This window comes from Sphingobacterium puteale (assembly GCF_050986225.1).
Lineage (GTDB): Bacteria > Bacteroidota > Bacteroidia > Sphingobacteriales > Sphingobacteriaceae > Sphingobacterium > Sphingobacterium puteale.
Map to the genome: position 1 here is coordinate 2,849,318 of NZ_CP158959.1, position 22,158 is coordinate 2,871,475.

18 protein-coding genes are annotated in these 22,158 nt (G+C 38.9%); 12 read left to right on the top strand and 6 right to left on the bottom strand.

Annotated elements, in window-relative coordinates; translation table 11 throughout:
* Positions 1 to 43: 43 nt before the first annotated feature.
* Positions 44 to 373, bottom strand: coding sequence for a DMT family transporter (locus ABTV71_RS11950; protein WP_433903335.1), 330 nt, complete (start codon positions 371 to 373; stop codon positions 44 to 46).
* A 242-nt stretch (positions 374 to 615) separates the two neighbouring features.
* On the opposite strand from ABTV71_RS11950, the gene ABTV71_RS11955 reads away from it, so the two are divergent.
* The 5 genes from ABTV71_RS11955 to ABTV71_RS11975 all read left to right on the top strand — a co-directional run bounded on the left by ABTV71_RS11955 (position 616) and on the right by ABTV71_RS11975 (position 8,043).
* On the top strand, positions 616 to 2,862 hold the full coding sequence (locus tag ABTV71_RS11955; protein WP_121122054.1) for a tetratricopeptide repeat-containing sensor histidine kinase: 2,247 nt from the start codon (positions 616 to 618) through the stop codon (positions 2,860 to 2,862).
* 12 nt (positions 2,863 to 2,874) lie between these two features.
* Positions 2,875 to 3,507, top strand: a complete 633-nt coding sequence (locus tag ABTV71_RS11960; protein WP_121122056.1) for a response regulator — start codon at positions 2,875 to 2,877, stop codon at positions 3,505 to 3,507.
* 95 nt (positions 3,508 to 3,602) lie between these two features.
* Positions 3,603 to 5,660 carry a hypothetical protein gene (locus ABTV71_RS11965; RefSeq protein WP_433903336.1) on the top strand — a complete coding sequence of 686 codons (2,058 nt, stop codon included), beginning with the start codon at positions 3,603 to 3,605 and terminating at the stop codon, positions 5,658 to 5,660.
* On the top strand, positions 5,653 to 6,936 hold the full coding sequence (locus ABTV71_RS11970) for a hypothetical protein (RefSeq protein WP_433903337.1): 1,284 nt from the start codon (positions 5,653 to 5,655) through the stop codon (positions 6,934 to 6,936). Before ABTV71_RS11965 ends, ABTV71_RS11970 begins: the two co-directional genes overlap by 8 nt.
* A 96-nt stretch (positions 6,937 to 7,032) precedes the next feature.
* A complete protein-coding gene (locus ABTV71_RS11975) occupies positions 7,033 to 8,043 on the top strand; it encodes a YihY/virulence factor BrkB family protein (protein WP_121122062.1) in 1,011 nt (336 codons plus the stop codon).
* A gap of 63 nt (positions 8,044 to 8,106) precedes the next feature.
* Here the strand turns inward: ABTV71_RS11975 and ABTV71_RS11980 are convergent, their stop codons facing one another.
* The 5 genes from ABTV71_RS11980 to ABTV71_RS12000 all read right to left on the bottom strand — a co-directional run bounded on the left by ABTV71_RS11980 (position 8,107) and on the right by ABTV71_RS12000 (position 12,294).
* Positions 8,107 to 8,820 carry a hypothetical protein gene (locus tag ABTV71_RS11980; RefSeq protein ID WP_433903338.1) on the bottom strand — a complete coding sequence of 238 codons (714 nt, stop codon included), beginning with the start codon at positions 8,818 to 8,820 and terminating at the stop codon, positions 8,107 to 8,109.
* Positions 8,821 to 8,909: 89 nt separating this feature from the next.
* Positions 8,910 to 9,845, bottom strand: a complete 936-nt coding sequence (locus ABTV71_RS11985; RefSeq protein WP_433903339.1) for a 1-phosphofructokinase family hexose kinase — start codon at positions 9,843 to 9,845, stop codon at positions 8,910 to 8,912.
* Positions 9,846 to 10,099: 254 nt separating this feature from the next.
* On the bottom strand, positions 10,100 to 10,636 hold the full coding sequence (locus tag ABTV71_RS11990; RefSeq protein ID WP_433903340.1) for a sensor histidine kinase: 537 nt from the start codon (positions 10,634 to 10,636) through the stop codon (positions 10,100 to 10,102).
* Complete coding sequence (locus ABTV71_RS11995) at positions 10,584 to 10,880, bottom strand: hypothetical protein (RefSeq protein WP_433903341.1); 297 nt, start codon at positions 10,878 to 10,880, stop codon at positions 10,584 to 10,586. Before ABTV71_RS11995 ends, ABTV71_RS11990 begins: the two co-directional genes overlap by 53 nt.
* Before the next feature lie 391 nt (positions 10,881 to 11,271).
* Complete coding sequence (locus ABTV71_RS12000) at positions 11,272 to 12,294, bottom strand: methyltransferase (protein ID WP_433903342.1); 1,023 nt, start codon at positions 12,292 to 12,294, stop codon at positions 11,272 to 11,274.
* A gap of 107 nt (positions 12,295 to 12,401) precedes the next feature.
* Between ABTV71_RS12000 and ABTV71_RS12005 the strand changes: the two genes are divergently transcribed.
* The 7 genes from ABTV71_RS12005 to ABTV71_RS12035 all read left to right on the top strand — a co-directional run bounded on the left by ABTV71_RS12005 (position 12,402) and on the right by ABTV71_RS12035 (position 21,878).
* Positions 12,402 to 18,464 carry an amino acid adenylation domain-containing protein gene (locus ABTV71_RS12005; RefSeq protein WP_433903343.1) on the top strand — a complete coding sequence of 2,021 codons (6,063 nt, stop codon included), beginning with the start codon at positions 12,402 to 12,404 and terminating at the stop codon, positions 18,462 to 18,464.
* A gap of 43 nt (positions 18,465 to 18,507) precedes the next feature.
* Positions 18,508 to 19,107 (top strand): 4'-phosphopantetheinyl transferase family protein, encoded by a 600-nt coding sequence (locus ABTV71_RS12010; protein ID WP_121122074.1) that lies wholly within the window; start codon positions 18,508 to 18,510, stop codon positions 19,105 to 19,107.
* A 349-nt stretch (positions 19,108 to 19,456) separates the two neighbouring features.
* Positions 19,457 to 19,696 carry a hypothetical protein gene (locus ABTV71_RS12015; RefSeq protein WP_121122076.1) on the top strand — a complete coding sequence of 80 codons (240 nt, stop codon included), beginning with the start codon at positions 19,457 to 19,459 and terminating at the stop codon, positions 19,694 to 19,696.
* Between the two features lie 183 nt (positions 19,697 to 19,879).
* Complete coding sequence (locus tag ABTV71_RS12020; protein WP_433903344.1) at positions 19,880 to 20,164, top strand: hypothetical protein; 285 nt, start codon at positions 19,880 to 19,882, stop codon at positions 20,162 to 20,164.
* Between the two features lie 51 nt (positions 20,165 to 20,215).
* On the top strand, positions 20,216 to 20,680 hold the full coding sequence (locus ABTV71_RS12025) for a DUF6896 domain-containing protein (RefSeq protein ID WP_433903345.1): 465 nt from the start codon (positions 20,216 to 20,218) through the stop codon (positions 20,678 to 20,680).
* A gap of 155 nt (positions 20,681 to 20,835) precedes the next feature.
* Entirely contained in the window at positions 20,836 to 21,111 is a 276-nt protein-coding gene (locus ABTV71_RS12030; protein WP_433903346.1) for a hypothetical protein, read from the top strand.
* Positions 21,112 to 21,119: 8 nt separating this feature from the next.
* Positions 21,120 to 21,878: a hypothetical protein gene (locus ABTV71_RS12035; RefSeq protein WP_433903347.1), complete on the top strand. Its 759-nt coding sequence runs from the start codon at positions 21,120 to 21,122 to the stop codon at positions 21,876 to 21,878.
* The last annotated feature ends 280 nt before the right edge of the window (positions 21,879 to 22,158 follow it).

Here is a 22,158-nt window from a genome sequence, read left to right on the forward strand (position 1 = left end):
GTTTATGTAAGCTGCAAAAATACACATTTAGTTTTGAGATCAGCTAATGTGCGCCCATTTTTGAGAATACATTAATAATAATAACCCCAGCGACAATCAGTGTCATTCCGATCACTGCAGCAGTATCTGGGATCTGTTTGAATAAAATCATACCGATCAATGTGATGGCAACAATGCCAATGCCCGACCAGATGGCATAGGAGATACCCACCGGTAAATACTTCAATGTTATGCTCAGGAAATAAAAAGCGATAATATAGCCAATGATGCAGACGAGGGTTGGTTTCCATAAACTAAACCCCTCGGACTTCTTTAAAAAAGTGGTGGCAAAAATTTCAGCGGTAATCGCTAGGAATAAGTATATATATTTCATCTTTAAGGAGTTTTTGTAATTTCTAGCATTTTTTTTTGCGATGTAGCAACTTTATACAAAGCTACACTTTTTGCTTTTTACTTGTTCCCAACGGCATGGTGTTTGCGAAATTGGAGCTATTGAAGTGGTGCAAATGACGCGGATCTATGTGTTTCTGGCAGATTTTGGCAGCAATTATAATTGTTTATAAAAGTAAATTTATCTAAGTTTGACTAATCCACTAATGGGAATTAATAGACTTTATGGGGTGTGTTCATGTTTTTTTTAAAACCTTTATTATATGCTTAGCTTTTCTATTCTCTTGTAGTCAGCTGTATGCACAGGAACAGTTGCAGGAGCTACAGAAATCATATTATAACCTTCCCTTAGGAAGTAAAGAGCGTTTTCTGCTGACCGGAAAATATGCGCAGGCGCTATATTTCGCGAATGAGAAAGCATTGGCAAGTCAGTTGCTCAACGATAATATTCAACTGGCCAAAAATTATCCGGATAAACAGTACTACGCTTATTTAAATTGCATTGCAGCAATGAACAGCTACAATGATCATCTCTTTGAAAAATCACGCTTTTATCTGGAGCATGCAAAGTCCGTTCTGCCCATTATCAATGACAACAGTACCAAGGGGTATGTTTATTATTGTGATGGCTGGATTATGACAAGACAGAGCAAAGAGGATCAGGCGGTTTCACAGTTTCACAAAGCAATTTCCTTTTTGGAAAAGGCGCCACAGACAGATGCCAACATTGCGCGGAAATTGGCTATTTATAAGGAGTTAACAGCTATTTACGCCAATCAACGGAATTATGATTTTCAGGAGAAGTACACAAATCTTCTGCTAGAGACAGCCAAAGCCGGCCGAAACGTAAATAGTTTGTTCGATGCCTATATGCAGGCAGGTTATCTGTTTGAGGAAGAATATCGGTCAGATCGAACGAACCCAAACGTATTGAAGAAAGCCGAGGAACATTATCTCGAAGCTTACCGAATTGCAAAGAATAATCAGAAGAATCTTATTAACCCAACGGATATGGCCTATGTTTCCGTTAATTTAGCGAATCTATATCACGAATTCTATCCCGAAAATTCAGCTAAAAAAGCTACATCATTTGCTCAACAAGCCTTGCAAATTGCGCAGGAGACTGGACAATATGCACTTACTGTACCAGCTTATGGCATATTGGCTGATGAAGCATTCAAAAATGGACATCGGGATCAGGGAAAAAAGTATCTACAGCAGGCGCTTTATAACTTACAGCGGGAACCACATTACGATTACCAAGTAGGGCTCAGTCTTTACAGTAGACTTGCTGAAGTGAGCGTCGAAGAGGGTAGATATGAGGAAGCATTTCAGTATCAAAAGAGTTATATCAAAGTTTTCGAAGAGGCTTTCAATTCAGATAAGCTGGATAAAACCAAACAACTTGAAATTAAATATGAACGGGAACTGCAGAACCAAAAATTAATGCGGTTGCGATTGGAAGGGGAGAAAAAAGAACAACAGATCAAGTTGATGAAAGCCCTTAATGACCGACAAAATCAATTGGTCGAGAATTTAAAGTTAAATGAACTAAATCGGACGCAACAGTTGAAAGTACTTCAGCTGGAACGGGACAAAAAGGAAAAAGACCTGCAGTTAAGCCGCCTGGAAAATGAACAGCGATTGCAGGAACTTGATGTTTCCAAACAGGAAATTGCTTTTAAATCGCGCATGAACTCGATCTATATCTGGTTATTTATTAGTTCTTTAATTGCTGTTATCTTGCTTTTTTATGCCTATTGGCAGCGTTCCGACACGTTGAGGCAAAAGGAGCATCTACATGGCCTCGAAATCGAGAAAAATAACCAGCAGCATGCCATCAAAAATCTGACCGCCATGCTGGCCGGTGAAGAGAAAGAGCGGACACGTTTAGCTCGGGATTTACATGATGGTTTGGGGGGATTATTGTCGAGCACAAAACTTGGGTTGTCCTCGCTCAGCGATAAGGGAGACAATCAGCCCGCAGTTAAGGAAGGTATTACGCGGAGTATTGAACTATTGGATGATGCTGTCGATGAGCTGCGTAAACTCGCACATAACCTGATGCCGGATCTGATTGTCAAATACGGTTTACAGGAAGCCCTAAGGGATTATGCGGCACGGATGAGTCAGCCTAATTGTCAAGTAGAGTGCGAATTTCTTCAGTTTGAATCCAATTTAAGTGTAGAGCATCAGATCTCGCTGTATAGAATCATTCAGGAACTTGTGAACAATGCATTGAAGCATGCCGAAGCAAGCAGTATCTTCATACAACTTTCTGTACATAATGAGCGTTTACATATAACAATAGAAGATGATGGCAAGGGATTTGATACCGAAAAGATAGATTTGCAACATTCCGCAGGAATGCACAACATACAGTCAAGGCTTTCTTTTCTACATGGCGATATGAAGATTATGTCTTCGCCGGGTGAGGGAACTACGATAGAAATTGAGATGCCTCTTGTTTAATTAAAGTGTAAAATGATAAAGATAGCGATTACGGATGATCACCCTCTTTTACTGGAGGGACTAAAAAATATTATTAATACCCATGAAGATTTTGAGGTGGTGGGTATGTATGCAAGTGCTGTGGACTTATCCAAAAACATTGCCTCGGATGCGCCGCTTGTATTGTTACTGGATATCAATCTTCCCGATGCAAATGGAATTGATCTGGTAAAGGGATTGAAAGAGAGCTATAAAGAGCTAAAAATTATAGCTTTTAGTGTTCATAACGAACTAGCGGTAATCAATAGTATATTAAATGAGGGAGCAGATGCTTATCTTCAAAAAAATGCCACCGGCACGGAGATCATTGCCGCCATATCTGATGTTTTGATCGGTAAGCGCTACATCTGTGCCAAAACCCAGGTCATACTCAATAAGAAGACGGAAGCAGGACTGAAGCAAGTTCCCAAACTTACCCGTCGCGAAAAGGAGATACTGACCTTTGTGGCTAAAGGAATGACAACCAATCAGATTGCTGAATCCTTATTTATCAGTTCACATACCGTGGAAAGCCACCGTAAAAATTTAATGGAAAAATTTCAGACAAAAAGTGTGACCGCGGCGGTGAAATCTGCCATAGAATATGGTCTGATACGAGAAGCTTAAAGGAAATCCTCGAATTACCTGAATTCAGGGATGAGAACAGCCTCTTGCATTTGATACTTTTGATGCGATAGATAAGTAGTAGAAAGTATCAATGTATGGTCATATCAAATTTTTTGTTGAGTTATCGGGGAAGAAAATTGCTTCGTTATGGTTTTGGTGTAGTATTGTGCTTAGGAGCTGGTTTCGGTACCGTTTGTGCACAGGGATCATTGAGCAAAATACCCGATGGATCGAATACAGTAGTAGCTATTAATTTAGCTAAGCTCGTTGAATCCGCTGAGGCTGCCACATTGAATAATTTGTTGGATCGTATCGGTTTTTTCAAATACTTTGAAAAGAAAGACCTTGATCTGCAGAATGATTTTCAGCAGACTGGCGTCGACGCAAAAGGTATTGCTGTATATTACAGAAATAATAGGGATAGTTTGCTGTATGGCGAGCTGATTCTCCCGATCGCTGATATCGATCACTTTGATAGATTGCTTAAGATGGAAGGGACTTCGCTTCCGGCCTTTAACGGTTATAGCCGATTTAGAACGGCGGATGGTCAATTGCTCGCTTGGAATGCAAAGGAGCTTAGGGTGCTGAAAGGAGAGGTTGGACCAACTTATTTTGCCAACGATTCTATCGCAGGAGTATATGGTATTGAAAATATAGATTATGCCGCCGCTGCGGTATCTGCCGCTACTGCGGCAGCAGACGAGGCCGAGGCTGCTGATAATTGTGCTGATTTTGTATTAACGGATTCCACCACAATGGAGTGGGAAGCATTTGACTTTGATACATTGCAAACTGAGGTACAGCAGGAGGAAGAAGAACCGTTGGAGATCTATGACAGTGTGCAGGACGCCGATACAAATGTCTATGACAATCATATCAACTATGATTCACTTGATGCGACTTTTGAGGACGTGAATAAACGAAATGATTCCATTAAAAATATATTGTTGGAAAAATGGCTGCTGCATGAACAGGAGCAATTATTGAGCAGTAAATATCCATGTATAAGCGCGCAGGAGCAGGCTCGATTAGAAAAAAACATCGATCTTGTGCGTGTGTGGCTACCCAAAATTGACAGCTTTTATAATGGGCTTCATTCTGTACGCTCGATTGTGGACGCCTATTATAATACCAGTAGTTTTTCTTTGGAAAGTGGATATAGGGACATGTTTTTTGATCTGGTTCAGCAACGCAATAAAATTATGCTGAAAACCACCGTGACTTTGGGAAAAGACCTGATAAGCCTAACCAAAAAATTGTACGCCAGGAAGCCAAATCCAAAGTTCGCTAAGTATTTAACAGCGGAAACATTCGGATATTTTAATGTCAATGTGAACACTGCTGCGTACCTAAAGGAAATACCAGTATTTTTTACAAAAAACCTGAAAAAATACTTTGGAAAAGAAAATGAGGTACTTGAGCTTATGGCCCTTGGACTTGAAATTGCACTGGATGAAAAGGCTATCGCTAAAATTATTCCCGGCGATAATTTGGTTGTTGTCAATGGAATAACCAATTTAAAGATCGACTATGTTGATTACGATTACGACGATAATTACGATGTAAAGGAGGTTCATATGATCAAGGAGGAGAGGGTGCCATCTTTTATCTGGATGTTTACATCCGAAGATCAAAGGATTTTTAAAAAGGTATTGGATGTCGCGGTATCAAAAGCCGATGCAAGCTTTGCTGGGGGTATCTATAAAATCAAACAAGGCAATGGCAAAGAATTTCCTTTATACCTGATGTTCCATGAAGATCTAGTGATGATCAGCAACGATAGCCTGCAGCTAAACAAAATTTTGTACAAAAGGTATCCGACCAAATCCAATACATCTTTTGTTAAGCTTATGAAAGGAAGTAAGTTTTCTGCGGCTTTCCAAACAAAGAAAATACCAGCGTTGACAAAAGATTTGAATCTTGTATTGGGCAATAGTTGGCGTGCTAAATTAGAGGAATTGAATAATTATGGTAATTTTACGTTGAGTTCTAAAGGAATTGTTGGTGATAGATTGGAAACAGATTTGCAACTTGAGTTACCGACAAAGGCAAACAATGCGATGCAGTTTGTTATCAACCAATTGCTAGATGGAATTGTGCCGGATGAACAATCCGACCTGGATGAACCAATTGATGTAACAGACAATGATTAAAAAAGGAATAATTTGGACTTTAGGGATTATCGTAGGATTAGCGATAATAGGCTGGGGCATCTATATCGTTCGACAGCAGCAGTCGTATAAATCTGTCGTTCATAAAAAGAGCAAGGCATTATTAACCATTTCGTTGGATGATATCTTGCTTAACCAACTCTTTGATAATTGGCAGACGGCACCGAAAGGGGGGCAGGACTTCGCTAAAAAATTGACTAAGCTAAAGGATAATGGAATCGATATCAAGGCCAATGTATTTCTTTTTTCCCTTGAAGATAGCGCGAAGAACTTCTATGCGTTTTTGGATCTGAAAGATGAAAAGCAATTTCTGACCTTTTTAAAAGAAGGCCTTTCTGTGGATTCCATTGAAAATAATGCTGCTCCGGGAGTAAATTACGCGTACCATAATGCGAATAAAATAGCATTTGTCTGGAAAGGTGACGCTCTATTGGTAGGACTAGGCTTTTATCTTGACAAAAAGAAGGAAGAAATGCTCCGCTTGATCCAATCAGACACTGATCGTATCTCCATTGAAAATTTCATTAATCATCCGAGTGAATTAACACGTAAATCGTTGCGTTATAGCGATATTTCAACAAAAAATTTCGTTGAATTTGACCTGAAAGGCAGCCGCATTGAGATTATGGGGGAGCTTCAGTCAAATACATGGAATTTTCCGCAAGAATATCTTGTCCGTGAGCTGGTCGATGCGGATTATATTGGCAAAGGCTGGGTCAATTTTCCGGACAAACGTTTGAAAACACTGATAAAGGATATACTTGTTGATCTACCATTAGCAGCGGACTCGATTATGGCGCATGCAAATGGGGATTATGTTGATATTGAAGTGTTGAATAATCAAGTTGTACAAACGGATACCATTATTAATTATGCCGTCAACGACAATTTTGAAACCGTGGAGGAGAAAACCCCTTATGAAAGTAAAGTGCCTAATGTTAGGTTGAGCGTAAGGGGTGATGCAGGATTACAAAAATTTTTGCCCAATAAGTTATTTTACCAATGGTTTCAGAAAAGGGATGATCAGGTCAGTATCTTATCTACCGCCCCAACGATAGATAAATTACAGTCAAAATACGCGAAGACCAATAGTCTTTCGCACCTGGCGATTCATCTGGCAGACTGGCCGAATGGCCTCAAAGTGGCTCCGGTTTTAATGCTAAAGGCTTTTGCATCGGATATGGATCTGAGTTTGAAAGTGGTCAGGTCCAATCAGCTTATTCTTCAGGGGACTATTCGGGACTACTCGTATGAATAACAAGGGAATTTGCCAGTAACTTGGCAGCGTTTCTTCGTAAATCCAAAACATTCTTTGCCAGTAGGTGGTTTATTCATATTAAAAAAGACCATCAATATGGATATAAGGACTAAAAGTCGAAGTAAAATAAAGACCTACTGGCGAATTTTGAAGAGTTCAGTTTCTGGGTTTCTGAATGAAGATTCCATGAAATACAGTGCCTCCTTATCTTATTATACCGTTTTTTCCATTGGCCCGATACTCGTGTTGATCATCGCGCTTGCGGGTATATTTTATGGCGAAGATGCCATTGAAGGCAAGGTGTTTATGGAGTTACGGGGTTTAGTTGGTAACAGTGCCGCCAAACAGATTCAGGAAGTTATTCAAAATCTCGAACTATCGGGCAAATCCAATATGGCCCTGCTGATCAGTAGTATCACCCTGATCTTAGGGGCAACAAGTGTATTTGGGGACATCCAAAATTCGATCAATAAAATCTGGCATGTACGGGCCAAGCCAAAGAAAGGCTGGCTGAAGTTAATTCAGGATCGTTTGTTGTCTTCTTCCTTAGTCATCGGCCTGGGGTTTTTACTGGTGGTTACCCTGATCATCAATGGCATAATTTTGGCATTGACTGGACAGTTACAGCGCTATTTTCCTGACATGACAGTTATGTTGGTTGATGGAATCAACTTTGCATTATCGTTTGGTATTATATTCGTACTTTTTAGCATTATCTTTAAGGTTCTTCCCGACGTCAATATTCAGTGGCGTAATGTACGTGCTGGAGCTTTATTTACCTCCACCTTATTTGTGCTGGGCCGCTACCTGATCGGAATATACCTGGAACATTCGGCAACTCAGGACACTTATGGTGCGGCAGGCTCCTTTGTCCTGATTTTACTATGGGTGTATTATACGGCTGCTATATTATATTTTGGAGCGATCTACACCAGAGAGTATGCAACTGTGATGGGTATTCCGATTGAGCCGGCTCAATTTGCGGTACATGTCGAAACTCAGGAGATCGAACGCTCGGGTGGTGAGATTCCTCCAGCCCCGCTTACGCAGGAAGAGAAACAGGTCATATCTGACCAGCCATCTGATTCTGGAGCTAGGACGCCATGAGGTAGGCGAAGGATTATCCATCGCTTTACCTTTACTGCTTGTCGGGCGGGATCTGCTAAATTCCTATGGAGAAACCGTTTCTTCGGTGTCTATGATATTCTGCTCACGATACAATTTTCTGCCAATAATGCCTTTGTCGCCCAAGGCCCGTCCCTTAATAAGCCATGAAGTACCAAACAGAAACAGTGAAACTGCTTCAAAGGTCAATGTGGCATACTCAAAAAGCTCAAATGGGATTAAAGTAATACAAACGATTATACCATAGCCGCAGAATCTGTAGATGTTATTTTCATTGACCATGCTGATTGGAATTGTTGTATTGAGCGCTTGGCCAATCGTAAATACGTGAATAGAAAGGAAGGCAAACGTGAGAAAAAGCACTGCAGCAAATCCATAATGCAGTTCCTTTAAGCCAAAAGAGATCAATGTACATTGTGTACAGCTGGTGCCGGTCGGATCTGTCGGTATAAATGCAACTCCAATAGCCATGAATCCCGCTAGGTTTGTGAGGTAGTTATCATTCTTCCAGAAGATTTTGTTGCCATTACCTTTATAACAAATTAAAAATAGACCTACAGCACATAATGTTCCGGTAAAAATTTCTCGCAGGTTTGAGAAGTAATAGTGACTTATGGAAGGTTGAATACCAGTACCGAAAAACTTGAATAGCGAAAGTAATACTAAGATAATGGGTAAAAAAATACCCAAATAACCGATCGCTCGGCGTAATCTTCGATAAGCAAAAAGATTTTGGTGCTGAATTTTATTAAAATGCATAGATAATGATAACTAAATAGTTTAAGAACTCCTTTTTGTAAGTTGGCAACCAATGATAAGACAGGCTAAGCCAGCAGAGGCTTACATTTTTATTGTTTTCTGACCTCGTTATACAACCTGTCAACATCTTTCTTTTGAAAGAGCGCAGTTCCTTCAGCCATTGTGGTGGCCGAACCGCAGGCAATTCCCATACGAAGTATTTCTTCAGTTGTGCCCTGGTTGACCAGGACGGATACCATTCCGGCAACCATACTATCTCCGGCACCAACAGTACTCCGTATCTTTACAAGTGGTGGTACCATCTGAATTTTTTCTGTCGCGGTGTACAATACAGCGCCTTGGGCGCCCAACGAGACGACAACAATGTTGGCTTGACCTTGCATAATAATCTGTTGAGCAGCGTGATCTAAATCGGCGTTTTCCAGTTCCTCTTTTCCAACAAGGGCCGCCAGCTCACCGGCATTAGGTTTCAACAAAAATACTCCTTCTTTAAGTGCAACTTTCAGTGCATCGCCTGATGTATCGACGATTACCTTACTTCCTCTCGCTTTATATTTGTAGATAAGAAATCCAATAAAGTCAGCGGGAACATCGCCGGGGAGACTACCGCTAATGACGACAAAATCCGGTGCTGGGCTTATTTGGTCGATAAGAGCCAGAATCTCATCTTGTTCATTTTTCGAAAAAGTCTCACCAGGAAATCCAAATCGGTATTGTTGATTCGTGGTCTTGTCTACTACGATAAAATTTTCCCTTGTTTCACTGCCTAAATGCACTGGTAGGATATCGAGTTCTTCCTTTTTCAATAAATTCTCGAGCATACTGCCCGTTTTTCCGCCAGATGTGAAAAGTGCATCTGAAGGTATGTCAAGCCGCTTGAGCGCCCGACTTACATTAATGCCGCCGCCGCCAGCTTCATACTTTGGGCGATCACAGCGCAATTTCTTTTCGGGAACAATATTTTGAACGCTGGTGCTCTTGTCGACCGAAGGGTTTAGTGTTATGGTTAAAACAGTTTTTTTCATCCGATTGCTTTTATTAAATTTAGGATTTTCTTAGCATATTATCGCCAGTAACAAGCGACAATAGTGCAATGCTGATGCTCACGTTATATTCTGTAAACGGCCATCGTCGAGAAACATGTCCACCAATAGCAAGTCTACTGATTTGGCACGAAAAAGATCAGTAAACGGCGAAACACGCAAGACGCCGGCAACTATCGCATCGGAGAGATTTTTTTGGCCATGGGCTGTCATCTAAAATGGCTATAATCAGTTTTTTATCGCACATAAGTCTCAATATTTACTGAGGTGCCGTGTTCGGGCGTACTATCGATTGACAACTTCCCTTTAAGAAAATTAACCCGATTCTGGATATTCTTGAAGCCAATTCCAGACGCATTTGCAAGTTTGGTCGGGTCGAATCCTTTGCCATCGTCATCTACCGTGATTAAAATACTGTCCTTTTCTTGAATAAGTTGGATAAGAATATTTTTAGCCTCGCCATGCTTGATCGCATTCGTTAATAATTCTTGAACAATGCGGTAAATATGAACGGTATTATTCGGACAAAGATCAGCGAATAAGCTATTGGACTGAAACTCTATCTGCACTTCTGAGCTTATTCTATCCGCACATAAGTCATGCACGGCTGTTGCAAGTCCGTTTTTTAGTAGATTTTCGGGCATCATCCCCCTTGCGGTTCTTCTGAGCTCTCCAATAGCGATGCCCAATTGCTCATTTGCATTCTGCATCTTAATTGCTTTATCTCCACTTGGATCGGAAAGTTTCAGTTTTATGCCACTCAATGCCATCATGTAAGTCTCGGGCGATTCGCATGCGCTCACGGTCTTCACCTTCCAGGAGAGCCTGTGCTATCTTTAATTCTTTATCTTTTTCAATTTCTTCCAGCCGTTTTTTATTATTTTTTTTATTTGTTCTTAACACGTAGAAAAGAAAAAACATGATCACTAAAAGTGCCGATGCGCCAATGCCTAAAACTAAATTAAGCAAAACCTGATTTTTGTTTTTCAGTGTGGCCTCCCGTTTCTCATTTTCCAATAAAGCTATCCGCTTCTCTTTTTCTGCTGTTTGATAGTCAATTTCCAGATCCTGAATCTCAACTTCCTTTCCCCTCCTATTTTTAGGAGGAGAAAGTCTTTTTAGGATAAAACACTTCGTTTTTTTAAACCATTCGCGAATAGGTTGGTCATACCATTTTAAACTGATTTAGAATAACAAAGTAATGCTGGTTAGGGTAAGCAAGACATAAGGCCATGTTAGTGTAAAGGTCGCTTGATGAGGGCCTCCCCAAAAAAGCTGATCAAAAGATTAGTTTTTTTGGAACTGATGCTATAAAACTTAACCGTGTTACAAAACAGATTTTATTATTGGGTTGCGATAAATTAAAACTGAAATTAGAAAGCCTTAGAGGATTGGATAGATGCCGTTTCTATCTCCCGCACTCAATTATACTTGAAATTTCAGTTTCAGTTTCAATTAACCTGTTAAATTTGAGCCCAGCTCTTTCGATGATTATCCTAAATTCACTCAGCGTCCGTTCTTGTCCCGTAGTCATCGCTAGAATATTGATGTCTAAAAGTTTTCCTGCATGAGGACGGTTTCTAGAATCATCTGGAATGACGGAATCTATGATTAATAATTTGGCATCAGGGTGCATGGCTTTTTGTATATTTTTTAAGATAATAATAGCTTCATCGTCATTCCAGTCATGGATGACCCATTTTGTCATGTATAAATCTGCTCCGAATGGAACCTCATCAAAAAAGCTGCCTCCTATGGTCGTACATCTGTTGTTTAATCGCTCTGGGATCAGTTTTTTCGTTTGATCAATCACATATTGCTCATCAAAAATAATTCCTGTACTTGTGGGGGTTGCGTCCAGTACGGCAAATATAAGGGCTCCGTTTCCGCCACCGATATCAACCATTTTTTTGTATGGATTAAAATCGTAGGCAGCAATAATAGTTTTAAGGACAGCACCTGACATTCCGGCCATTGCCTTTGCGAGATTGGCTCCACGTACCGGATTATCTTTATAATATTCCCAAACAGGTTTTCCATGCGCATGTTCGAATGGCACCTTTCCTGTTTGCACGCCATATGTTAACGCGCCGAAAGCAGGATAATGTTCTCCCATATTTGCTAGTGCCCATGGCTTTACCGAACCGGGAACATCAGTAAGTAAAGTTGCTCCAAAATCATTCAGCTCAAAGGTGCCGTCTTCCTTCTCTGTAAAAATTCCAACACTAGTAACAGCTCTTAATAGGCGACTTAACGATTTTGTGTCTGACTGTGTTTCTTCAGCGAGTTCTGCTAGTGTTTTGGGACCCTTTAGTAGTATATCCGCTAAACTTAATTGTGCTACGACATGTATACAACATGCCACCCAGTACCCACTGATCAATTCATACATTTTAAAGGTCAGTTGTGGTTGTTCAATTAATCTTTCCATAAAAAAAATAATATAATTAAATTCAATAATATGTGAATTTAATTATTTTTTATTATAATTTTATGTTACAACAAAAATAAATGCCATAATAAATCAAAGTAAACAAAATGTTAACACAAAAATTGTCAGTTTTATCTTTATTTGAAACTTCAGCAAGTCTCAATCCCAAAAAAGTAGCTCTTATTTCCGAAGGAAACAAAATTTCGTTCTCAGAGTTAGAAGCGCGATCGAACCAGATTGCAAACTATTTGAAGCTTCGGCGGATATCCACCAATATCCCTATCTGCTTTTGTCTTAACCAATCCATTGATAAGGTGGTTGTTATGCTTTCGATCTGGAAATCCGGCGGCGCTTATGTTTCACTTGATCCGTTATATCCCGAAACAAGACTTACACATATATTAGAAGAAACAAACAGTCCAGTACTTTTTACAACAAAAGAATTTTCTGAAAAATTTAAATTTTATAAAGGAGAAATTATTTTTATTGACCAACAGCGGAGTGAATTCGAAAAAATAGAGCCAGCAAAAATAGATCGTTCTACTGAAAAAGGGATCGCCTATCTAGCCTATACGTCCGGAAGTACGGGCCAGCCAAAAGCTGTTATGGCAGAACATATCGGCCTGGAAAATTTTATTAGATCATTCGGTGATTTTCTAAAGGTAGGGGAAGAAGATGTTGCCCTCAATATTTCCTCTTCAAATTTTGACGGGATTGTTTTGGATTTATGGGTTCCCCTTTCATTGGGAATTACAGTATATCTTTATCCCGACAACAGAATTATTGGTGAGCCACTTTTAGAATTCATCTGCAAGAATAAAATAACTATCCTGCCTTATTTGCCAGTTTCCATATTGGCAACTCTGCCGCAAGATAGACCTATAGGAAACCTAAAAAAAATCTGTACGGGTGGCGAAGCTCCGATTGCAAACGTTATAGCATATTGGAAACAGCAAGTTGAACTAATTAACATTTATGGCCCCACAGAGACAACTGTTGTTGTCTGTGGATTTAAATTTGATGATGAACATCCTATAAATACCATCGGAAAACCGCTTCCTAATGTTGATTTTTATATTTTAAATGAACAGATGGAAACCGTTCAGCCCAATGAAATTGGAGAGCTATACATTGGTGGTATACAGGTTTCCAGGGGGTACTATAATCAACCCAAGCTGACATCAGAAAGGTTTTTACATTATATTACCCCAAATGGAGAAGCTGTAAGGGTCTATAAAACAGGAGATCTCGTTCGCGGATCGGCGGACGGTACGATTGAATTTATTGGAAGGGCTGACCAGCAGGTCAAAATAAGGGGCTTTAGAGTCGAACCTTCAGAGATTGAAGAAAATATCCGTCAATCCGGGCTTTCAGAAAATAGCGTAGTGATTGTTAGAGAGGAACTAGGTGAAAAGCAATTGATATGTTATTATAAAAATTTCCCGAACAAGAATACGTTGGCTCACGATCTAAGGAACTATCTCTTCGAAAGGTTACCTGCTTACATGATTCCATCCAAATTTTTGGAAGTAGATGCTTTTCCGCTCACCGCAAATGGAAAAATTGATAAATCTCTTTTAAAAGAACTGAAACCGACTGAAGAAAAGAGAAATTCTTTCGTTGCTCCCATCAGCGAATTTCAGCGGCAGATCGCATCAGTCTGGAGCGAAATTTTAAAAACGAAATCCGTTGGCATTCATGACAATTTTTTCCAATTCGGAGGTAATTCCATTTTTGCATACAGATTGACAACAAAAGTTCGTCAAAAATATGGTCTCCACCTTGATGCCGCGGACCTCTTTTTACATCCAACCATTTACGGGCTAGAAGAATACATGGTCAAGAAAAAAAATAGTAAGAATGAGCCCGTTCTGTACAGCGGTACCTTTGATAGGTTGTCCATTCAACAGCAGAGTCTCCATTTCTTGGACAAGTTGCGCGGAAGCGTTGCGTATCATGTGGGGGCAGTTTATACCTTAGATGAAAAGATCTCGTTCGGAGTTTTAGAAAAGGCTTTTAGACAATTGATCAGAAAGCATAGTATTTTAAGAACGGTTATAAACGAAAAAGATTCAACGAACCTTCTGTCTCTAATGACCGAAAAGAATTGGCTGCTTGAGAAGTTACATCATCCTGATGATGTAAAAAAGATCGTTAGAATCCCTTTCGATCTAGAAAGAGATTACATGATTCGTGCCTCTGTAATTTATAAAGACAATAGGCCTGTATCATTATTTTTGATGATTCACCATATCGTTACAGACGGGTGGTCCATGCCTCTTATTGTCGAGGAGCTGAATGACCTCTATCAGAAAATCATCGATGATCAAGATTTTGAGGCGATAACAAATTATGAATATAGAAATTACGTACACTGGCAATCCAGACAAAATTTTGCGGAGGGCATCGAGTTTTGGAAAAATTACCTAGATGGAGTCCCCATCCTTCAGCTTGCGCATGATTTTAGAGGGCGATCAGTTGATACAGATGAAGGAAAGCAATATCACTTTGAGCTGGGTGAAAATCTAATTCATAAGTTACAAAACCTAGCGCAGGACAATAATACTACCTTATACACTACACTACTATCCGCTTTTGGTCTCCTGATGCAATATTACAGTGGCCAATCGGATATTTGTATCGGGAGCCCAACGGCAAACCGTTTTTATCCTTTTGACAGAGCGATAGGGTATTTTGCCAACATGCTTCCCATACGCATGAAAATTGAGAATAACCCCAAATTTTCAGAACTGTTAAAACTCAATGCGACAATAATTTCCGAAATCTTTAAGCATCAGTCGGTTCCGCTGGAAACCATCGTCAATCATGTCATCAAAGACCGTTTCGCCGGGCACAATCCCTTATTCCAGCATGTTTTCGTACTTCAGACCCCACCTGAGGAAACAGAAAATATCGCACCTGTTAATCCCAAAGGCTTTCAATGGGTTTTTAACGGAAAGTCTAAGTTTGATCTACAGTTTGAAGCTATTCCAACAGAAAAAGGAATAGCTGTTAATATCGACTATAATAATGCTCTATTCAAAGAAAAGACAATCGGGGAAATGGCGACGGCATTTATATTTATCCTCGAATCAATCGCCATAGATCCAAATCAGAAAATTGGAGAAATCAAGCTGGGATCTTTATTATCTGATTTGGAAATAAGATCAGCACAGCTCACGGAAAAGCCCCAAAAATTGATAGCACTCTTTGAGGAACAAGTAAAAAAAACACCCGCTAAAAATGCACTTATTATTTCTGGCCAAGCTATTTCTTATCATGATCTTGACCAAAAGTCGAGTCATGTTGCCAATCAACTTATTGCTTTCGGAGTTCGACCGAATGACTTTGTCGCATGTTTCCAGGAACAGTCTATCGAAAGGATCATTTCTTTGTTGGCCATCATCAAAGCCGGCGGAGCATATGTTCCATTGGATATAAGCTATCCACTGGAAAGGCTCGGATTAATTCTTGCGGATGTAAAACCAAAGGCGATCATTGCTTCAGAAAACCATTCGAAAAATATTACTGAATTACAATACGATATTTTCAGTATCGAGCAGTTGTTAGCTACCCCTTTCGAATTGATAAATCGAAGCTATTGCGATACCCATAATGACGAGGATCTCGTCTATGTAATACACACATCCGGAACCACTGGTACTCCTAAAGGAGTTATGATAGCACATCAGTCCTTAGGAAATTTTATTACAGAATACGGCAACCTTCTGGCGCTGGCAAAAGAAGACAGCACATTGCAGTTTTCAGCATATAATTTCGACGGCTCTATGATCGATCTTTGGATCCCCTTAACAAAGGGCGCAACGATCTATTTATATCCAAACAACAAACTTCTTGGTACACATCTTGCCGAGTTTATTTCGCTGCATTCGATCACTGCACTCCCTTTCATTTCACCATCTGTACTCTCTACCATACCCCAGGACTTCAAGCTACCGTTATTAAAGACCATTGGTACCGGGGCGGAAACCTGTCCGCCGAATGTCAGTCAATATTGGAAAAAGCAGGTGAAATTATTTAATATGTATGGACCGACGGAGGCTACCGTAGCTGTAAATCAGTTTACGTTTGATGATATTCATCCACAGAATACCATCGGTCGTCCGATCAATAATATGCATTTTTATGTCCTGGATCAATATTTAAGGCCTGTTCCCCCAAACGTTGTCGGAGAGCTTTACATTTCTGGAATTCAATTGTCGCGCGGATACCTGAATAATCCTGAACTGACCGCCGAGAAATTTATCCAAAACTCAATTGTTGAAGAAAAGTCCAGCTTTTACATGAGAATGTATAAAACCGGGGATTTAGTTAAATCATTAGAAGACGGGATGGTAGAATTTGTAGGTAGATCTGATCATCAGGTTAAGATCAGAGGTTATCGGATTGAATTGTCAGAAATAGAGAAATTGATCTGTCAGACGAAAGGGGTAATAAACGCGGTCGTCCATGTTCATCAGTCTTCAGAAGATGTGAAATTGTTACGTGCTTTTGTGACAGGGCAAGCCCAAGCTTCAGATCTTAGAAATGAATTAAGCAAAAAACTTCCCGCGTATATGATACCGAATGAGATTTACCACATTGAAAACTTGCCCTTGAAAACAAATGGTAAAATTGACTGGCAGGTGCTTTCTTCAATAGCCGAAGATAGGATTAAAGAAACAAAAGATCTGGATGAAGATAGCCTAAATCAGTATGAAAAAACAATAAAGAAAATCTGGAACGAGGTCCTTGAATCCAAAATAACGAGTCTGGAGGATGACTTTTTCCATCTTGGCGGCCATTCACTCTTACTTACCAAACTTTATAATAAACTATATGCAGAATATCCAAATAAGCTCACGTTAGGTGAACTCTATTTAAACAGTACGATCAGAAAGCTAGCGGATTTAATAGAAGAAAGGGATGCAAACCCATACATTCACGAATACGGTTTAGGAGAAGATCCGTTGAGCGGTGAGATTAAAAAAGATGCAACAGTACCTTCTGATTTTTTTATGTTTAATACCGTAGAGAAAGGAGATTTTGAAAACCCTGATGCTATTCTGCTGACCGGTGTAACGGGTTTCGTTGGAGTCAATATTTTAATTGAGCTGCTTAAATCAACCACGGCCGACATATATTTATTAATTCGTGCTGAAGATAAAAAACAGGCCAAAATTCGTCTGTTAAAAACCATGACAGACCAGCATATTTCATTAGATAGTTACAACCAAGCACGTATCAATTATTTATGCGGAGATCTCGCAAAACCGTTTTTAGGACTGGATGCCGGCGGTTATGACCACTTGACCAAAATCATTGATGTAGTATACCATGCTGGTAGTTCCGTGAATTTTATACAACCATATTCGTATATGCGGGCAGCAAATGTTGACGCATTACATAAATTGATCAGATTTGTGACAACCTACAAATTAAAACAGTTGTCCTTGCTATCGACCGTAGGTGCTTTTAGCTGGGAACATTATTTTACCAAACCAGCTCTTCTGAAGGAAGATACCGACATAAAAAGTGCTTTTAAATATCTGAGCCGCGACATGGGGTATATCCAGAGTAAATGGGTCATGGAGCAAGTTGCACAAGAAGCGATCAAACAAGGTGTTCCTATCATCATTTTCCGGCTTGGCTATGTTTTTTGCCATAGTAAGACAGGTGCAACAGCGAGTTATCAATGGTGGTCCCTCTTGATCAAAACATGTATTCAGTTAAAAACATATCCAACGTTGGTCAATCAGAAGGAAGAGCTGATTATGGTTGATTTTGTGAGTAAGGCAATTGCACATATTTCCAAAAATCCAGTATCTATAGGACAGGTTTTTCATTTAAGTCCGGAACCGAAAGATAACATGACAGTAACGGAATTTTTTGAAATGCTTAGACAGGAATTTAAATTTGACTTACAGCCAGTCCCTTATCAGGATTGGTTGGCACTTTGGGAAGCAGATGAAAACAGTCCTCTATACCCGCTCCTCAATTTATTCAAATTCAAGGCTTATGACAACAAGTCGCTTATAGAGATTCATCAGAATACGCCTGATTTTGATATAAGCAACACCAAGCGCTTTATAAAAAATAGCGATATAGAGATTCCCAAAATTAATCGCAACAGCGTGGAGGCATTCTGTAAATATTTAGGTGTGCTATAAAGTGAGCGTAAAGATATTTTACACCCGATTCAACGCGGAAAATATGCCAGCCATTCTAATGCAGTGGCTGGCATTTCTGCCCGTTAAATTTCGAGATATCATTTCACGATATAAGCTGGAAGAAGACAAAACAAGAAAATTACTTGGTAGATTATTGTTGATCGAGGGCATGCGAGATTTCGGAATACCAAATATATCTCTTGATGAGGTGAAATATACCCCTTTTGGAAAACCTTATCTGTATGACCATATTGACTTTAACATAAGTCACTCAGGTAATTATATTTTCTGCGCTATAGCGGAAGGATTGAAGGTTGGTATTGACATTGAAGAGGTAAAGCCAATCAATTTCTCAGAAATGCATCAAATCATGAATGCAACGGAATGGCTACACATAAGGGCAGCAGTTGACCCATTGCGAGAATTTTATAGAATGTGGACATTAAAAGAGGCAGCTTTAAAAGCTGAAGGAACAGGGTTCCTAACCGATCCGGACAAAGTTTGCGTAAAAAAAAATATTGTTTACATTGGAAATAACAACTGGTTTTGTCATGAACTATTTTTTGATACGGATTACTCAGGCCACCTAGTAAGTTCAGAAATGCAGCATGATTATAAAATGATTAAACTTGACTTTATATGATCTGCCCCCTTTTCGAAAAATGTATAAAAAAAGATTAACAGGACCTATTGGCATCCCTTTTTCAATAAATTAAGAAAAACTGTGGCTTAACTTTAGCTACATAGTTCAAACAGTTGGTAAATGATGATAACGTTACTATTAAGACAAAATAAAATCTTGCTCTACCCAAAAATGCTGAAGCTTTTAGGTGAAATTTTTGGCAACGAATTTGTGGGGAGTAAATTTAAGGAAAAAATTAAAAGTCATTGAAGTTAGCGGAATAATTTATAATCCTATTAGAAACCAATAATAGCTGTAATAACACTAATTCAAAAATTTTAAAAATCTCAGGTAAACTCATGACGGTGGTATGAAAAAATTGCTTTTCATTTTATTATTATGCGGTTCGCAATCTTTACAGGCGCAAGAGAAGGAAATCCCGGAAAACATTAAATCTATTTTTGCTGGGATTTGGGAGTATAGGGATAAATACCAGAGTAATACGATTGAAATCACATTTAAACTTGGTAAAGAGTACACAGTTCTAAAAGATAAGGGAAATGGAATGGCAGCTGCTAAAACATTAATACGTTGCATTGGACAAATATGAATGCTCACGCGGATATTGACAAAGAAGCGTTTTTCTCATTTTTGACAAAAGAATTTTTAAAGCGAAACCTACATTTAATAATTGAATAGATATAGCTATGGAAACCGACAAGAATGAGCTCGACAGGATAAGAGCCATTATCGAAAACTTCTATGTTGCAAAGTTTACAAGCAGTGAGGAAGAATGCAAAACGAAATAAAAGATTCCCTTACCGGAGCCTTTGCTTTTATAGACCAGGATGCAGCCACTTATAAACTTAAGATATTAGGCCGGGGCGAAGAACTGTTTTTTCAAAAAGGTGATGAAGCCTTGATTTGTGATATATCGGCCAGATTCCCGCTCATAGACCCTGCCAGCATTAAAAGATGGGATAATCGGCGTAAAATTACTGAAGATGAACGGATAGGCATATTATCAACAATCATCAGGCTATATAAGCAAGCTTATAAAGATGACCTAGAAACTTAAAAAAAATGACACTATAACTCCTATTATATATCAACAACTTTAACCTTAATTATGCTCACTAACGAGATTGAACGAGAATTATTGAAAGCTATGGACAACTACAAAACCATTGCCCAATTGCTTATTGACAAGTTAATTAATGAAACAGACCAACCTAAGAAAGCAGAAATTCAAGCGGGACACTATTTTGAAATACAAAATGCAGATTTATTCAATGGAAAAGAAAATCTATCTGACAATTGGTGGTTTGATGTTCACGGCGAGCATTGTATGTTTAAGAATTTGACAACAGGACAAATTCTTGAGGTTTCACTTGGAGATAAAGAAAGTGTTGCTAACCTTGATCCTTATTTCTTCTATAATTTCCTTGAAACGACAACTGATTTAAAACATCTGACAAAATATTTCAAAAATCCATTTAATGACACCTTGAACTTTTTTGAAAAGCTAGAAAAAGAACAAAAAATAATTAATATCTATGGAGTGAATTTTAGAAAATTAAACACCACTAAATAAAATTTTAAGTGATATAAGGCTTCATCTTAAACCAAAATTTTGGCAAAGACTTTGATGTGTTAATCATGGAAATAACCAATTGATATGATATAAATGCTATTCCCGACTCTTGCTAACTTCTATAGAGTATGTCAATTAAACAACAGTAAATAATTATGGAGCAAACAACAGATAAAAGTTACATAGACCAACTGGCAGGTTATTTTCAACAAAACCCGAATAGTTACGGCTGGATATTGTTTTTTGTAGGCATTATATTGTTATACGGTTCCATCAGGCGCTGGAGCTGGTTGTTTGAAGGAGGTGAAGGATTATTCAATATTGCCTGGATTGAAGAGACCTTTGGTTGCCGAACAGCGCTGATCCTATTCATCCTGCTTTCTCTGGTATTTATAGGGGCGGGCATAACATGGGTGTTCTTATATAAGTAACTTTATAAATGGATGAAACAGATATTGCATACGCCACAGTCCTACACCCGCAAGTACAGTATAGAAAGAACAGACCAGCAACTGATTTTAAAAAAGGTAAAATGAAAAATGTAAGCCTATTATTTTTTATAACAGCATTTCTGCTCCAATCCTGCACCAGTGAGGACAAGCACCCGAACGTACCTATCTTGGAAAAACTAATTAAAAACGGAGAAGTTGTTTTCGTTGAGAAAAAAGATTCGGTTTCATTGCAACCTTTTATCACGTTTGTAAATGATTCGGTTTATGTTGTGCAAACTCAACAACAGGTTTCTGCCGATACCAAAAACATAAAAAGTAACGAAAAAGCAGTTACAGACGTTGTTATAAAAAACAGCATTGCGATTAAAAATGTAATCAGCGGAAAAACGTATCTTTCAGAAACGGTAGATTCAAAATATCCTATACGCATCAATGAAAAAAATGACGTGATCATAAATGATGCGATGTTTTTAGCACCTGGGTACACCACAAAAGTAAAAGCGGATACCACTTTTGCCAAGAATATTACAGATATAAATGTGGACGAAAAACTAAAAAAGCTAAAGGAATTTGACAAAAGCATTACCACAAAATGGACCAATACCAACAGACTGGGAACGATGCACAAACTGTTTTATTACCAGCTTGGCGAAAGGAAATTTAAGTCTGCATCAGAATGTTATCTGATTACAGAAAATGGAAATTATTTCTACAACGGCAAACTGGGAATACTTAAAATCAAATAATGAGTAAAAAAATGAATATAATAGACCCGCTCAATACAAGGAGAATCGGCAATTGTCGCGAAAAATTTCAGCGATTTATTGATAAAACTTTACCAAAATAAAGGACAACATTGGTATTGGCTGCAAGACAATTTTGAAAAATTGGGAGACGCTTATGACAAACCAATAATATAAAGAAATACCCAATCACGCAGATTTGTAATCCGTGTGTATAAATAAGCAAAGCCAGGGATACAAATCCGCGACATCGGGTGTGACGGCTATACGCCACTGTCGTAAA